The sequence below is a fragment of the Vibrio ichthyoenteri ATCC 700023 genome (genome assembly GCF_000222605.1).
GTDB classification, from domain to species: Bacteria; Pseudomonadota; Gammaproteobacteria; order Enterobacterales; family Vibrionaceae; genus Vibrio; species Vibrio ichthyoenteri.
In genome coordinates, this window is sequence record NZ_AFWF01000201.1 from 1 (window position 1) to 3,527 (window position 3,527).

A 3,527-nucleotide genomic window follows, 5' to 3' on the forward strand; every position below is an offset into this window, starting at 1 on the left:
AGACCATGATGTTCATATTGATGGGTTAGCCATCATAAAGAGGATGTCAAAAACAACAATAGGATCTGGTTTTGCGCTTTCCTTCATTAGGTTAAGTATTGCAAAATCAGATCTCTATTAATGGACCTTCTGTCAATCATAACTTACTTTGGGGCATTTTAGTTAACTCACCGACCTCGACGATCAAACTCATTGTGTATAAGCACAATGCACTGTGACGCAAATAACATTTGAGGCCCAAGGCTAATCTTTTGTGTCCCCAAACGCTTTAAGCTGTTCCAACTCTTTTTGGGCATCGGTATATGATCAGTTAAGATGAAACAAGCATTGCCATTAAACGGCTCGTCGTGAATGTCCGTTCCTTTTTTATCAAGCAGATAAAGTGTGTAACTCTCCGCTAGACGCTGAACTAACTTTTCGAAACTGGTGGTTTCAACACTTAAACCGCCAGTCACCTTCCGTGATTCTTCTTTTTTCATGCCGAACGAGTGCTCTAATGCTTTAGCAATAAGCGCGATCAACGCCGATTCATGAAAGCCACCAATATTACTCAGTAAAGAGGACTCAAAGCATAGGGTTCGAGAAAAATCAGATGTGCTTTCAATAACCAAATAAACCGTGACATCATCACGGTGAGATTGAGCCGTAAAGATCGCATTCATTAATACGTGCGCTAGGATTTCTGAGTGGGCGTCAGCGCCAACTCCGGCCACAAACGTTTTTGGATCAGTTGATGCCGCACGCGCGCGGATCACAAAAGCTTTATTCATAGAGAGCCATTTGATTAAAATTGCTGTTTATACAAAAAGAGAGACGACTTATCGTCAAGAGGAACACTTAACCTAAACATGCAAAGATGACTGGTAATGTATGCCCGCTATGTTGCAGGTAGCGTGTCATTTTAGCTTTCTCGTTTTTATCCCGAGGGCGAGCTTCACCAAATTGTTTCACTTTCAACGCTAAACACAACTCAATCCAATCGACATCCGTATCTTCAAGCGCTTGCTCAATGGTTAACGAGTCCAGTCCTTTGCTTCGTAATGCTTGCTTGATGCGCAAAAGCCCATGAGATTGATGAAGGTGTTTAGCAATTTCTTTCTCGGCCAAACGGTAGTCATCTAAATAATGAAAAGAGAGCAAGCGTTCCATTACCAACTCGATCATCGTTTCATCATCACTCTGTTCTGCAAGGCGGCGACGCATCTCACCGGAAGAGTAATCACGCTTAACAAGCAATCCGACAGCAAAATCGTAAAGATATTCGTAGGTCATGATAGAGTTCTCAATATCGACATGAATAAAGATAATCCATGAAATAAACGCAAAGAGTTTGTTTTACAATGCCAACCGAACACTCGAAACCAACATGGGCACTAACAAGTGCCGCGAAAGGATAAGCATCTAATTGATCCACTACGTTTTGAAAGCAGAAGAGAATATTGTTAATGCGCTAATTCTTGGGGCTGTGCTTCTCTCGCTATTAACATTTACGTATGCACTGCTCTCGTTCTACGGATCATCGCCGATGCATATTGATGTTCAAAAGGAACCAGTGTCACCGATAACACAGACAAACACCGACCGTTTTTACTGTGATCCCATTGAGTTCCTATAACTCAGGCCCACAATCATCTTTACTCATTAAACGTATTGATAAACATCTTTGCAATATAACATCCCGAGAGTGTTGTAAGCAGAATCCAAAGAACCATTATCATGGCAAACGTCAACATCGGGTTAGCCTAACACCTTATGCAAGCCGACGACGGACTCACCAAATAAAAAAAAACCAATCAGAACCACTAAGATCATGGCCACGATGATATTACGTTTTTGCTTACCTCTTGGGTCTGATTGCCCGCAATGGCAGCAAATCTTCACGTCTGGAGAAATTAACTCTTTACAAGCTCGGCACTGTGTCAATGTCATTTTATTTATTGAATTTAAGAAGGATTGCCGCCATTTTAAATTCGTTACACACTTTGGTGAAATGTTATTGACAACATTATTTTTCTGGACACGATAGATAAATTGTTTCAATTATCAACAATCTTGCCCGCCATCAGTAAAAGAAAGTGCGTTAATTAGGTGGCTATTGACAGACTCCCCTGCTCTACCCTATTCTGATCTCGAACAAAAGTTATGCACTGACTTATAGTGCAAAGCACACGGGAACTACACCTCCCTTAAATCGCTTTCTGAAACGTGTCGCGGCCTTTGGGCTGGAAAGCTTCTTCAACTTCGTTAGCCATGAGCTAATCCACCGTCTTACGGTGCTTCAACTGCAACCCTGTAGGGAATAATATTCCCACAGGAAGATTGTTCCCTTTTTTTTAAGGAACAATCGGATGCAACCAACTGTACTTTCAACGTTTGGGCAATTTGTTACCCCGTCGGTCGCCAATTCAGCGGATTTTATTGATATCACTGAACCAGCACACTCCGTCGGATTTCATTTTCCTCACGTCGTAATGTCACAACACGCTTGGTTTACCGTCATTGACGTCTCTGATATGGCCATCAACATCGATAAAGATGCGCTGACCATTCAGTTACTTCGACAAGTGCGTCGTGCCGCGCGAAAAGCGCCGCACTCAGCACAAGTCTCGTTCACGGTCTGTAAACCACCGACAACCACAAACTGTTATGTCAATCGTCCAGCAACGTTAGTCGCTCGCATTGATACATCAGAGAAACAACAGCCCATATTGGTCATCATGCTTGAGGAGGAAGAAAATGACTGAATTTCATTTTCAACCGGTCTCAATACAACACGATTTCCACTATGCAACGCCATGGCGAACCACTGCCTTAGACGGTCGTTTACAAACACGATTGGTGCTTCGCAGTTCAACGCCATTGACTTTGTCTGAGACGCTTTCTCAGTCAGAAATTAGTCACCTTCGACAACAAGGTGTGATCCTCTGTAATGAGTTTCGCTCCTGTTAATCGTTAGGTTATTTCACCCATGAGGGGCATCCCTCATTGGGTGCCCTTTTTTCTTGAGGGCATCCACTATGTCTTATTCTACTTGTTATCAACCCTCTTACGGCCAAGGAAAACTGGTCGAATTACAAGAAGCGCCTGGCGAGTATTACCAACTCAGTCATCCCGTCACCGCGGATGAACTGATGGATATCGCTCTTGAGATGGCCAATGACCGACTCAAGCGTGGCGAGATCCTCACCTCACCAGAGGCGTGTCGGCGTTCGCTGACTACACTCATGCGCGACTTAGAGCGAGAAGTCTTTGCGGTGCTGTTTTTAGACACGCAAAGTCAATTGCTCAAATTCGAAGTGCTGTTTTATGGCTCAATCGATAGCGCTGCCGTTTATCCACGTGAAGTGGTCAAACGAGCATTAACCTGGAACGCGAGTGCTGTCATATTGGCACATAACCACCCAAGTGGAGTCAGTACCCCGAGTCAAGCCGACCGACGCATTACTCGTCAATTAGTCGATGCGCTTGCGCTTGTTGATGTGCGTGTCCTTGACCACTTTATTGTGGGCGAGAGCATCACCTCCTTC

Annotated in this window: 5 protein-coding genes; 3 read left to right on the forward strand and 2 right to left on the reverse strand. The window is 43.9% G+C overall.

The window, feature by feature from the left end; all coding sequences use genetic code 11:
• Positions 1–167 precede the first annotated feature (167 nt).
• Positions 168–770: a tRNA (pseudouridine(54)-N(1))-methyltransferase TrmY gene (gene trmY, locus RH85_RS14280; protein ID WP_006713412.1), complete on the reverse strand. Its 603-nt coding sequence runs from the start codon at positions 768–770 to the stop codon at positions 168–170.
• A gap of 67 nt (positions 771–837) precedes the next feature.
• Positions 838–1,272 (reverse strand): regulatory protein RecX, encoded by a 435-nt coding sequence (locus RH85_RS14285; RefSeq protein ID WP_006713413.1) that lies wholly within the window; start codon positions 1,270–1,272, stop codon positions 838–840.
• A gap of 1,076 nt (positions 1,273–2,348) precedes the next feature.
• Here RH85_RS14285 and RH85_RS14295 point away from each other — a divergent pair.
• From RH85_RS14295 to radC, 3 genes are all read left to right on the forward strand, one after another.
• Positions 2,349–2,744, forward strand: a complete 396-nt coding sequence (locus RH85_RS14295; protein ID WP_006713414.1) for a hypothetical protein — start codon at positions 2,349–2,351, stop codon at positions 2,742–2,744.
• Positions 2,737–2,949: a hypothetical protein gene (locus RH85_RS14300; RefSeq protein ID WP_006713415.1), complete on the forward strand. Its 213-nt coding sequence runs from the start codon at positions 2,737–2,739 to the stop codon at positions 2,947–2,949. Before RH85_RS14295 ends, RH85_RS14300 begins: the two co-directional genes overlap by 8 nt.
• Before the next feature lie 68 nt (positions 2,950–3,017).
• Positions 3,018–3,527, forward strand: a 510-nt coding sequence (radC, locus tag RH85_RS14305) for a RadC family protein (RefSeq protein ID WP_006713416.1), incomplete at its 3' end; no start/stop codon positions are given.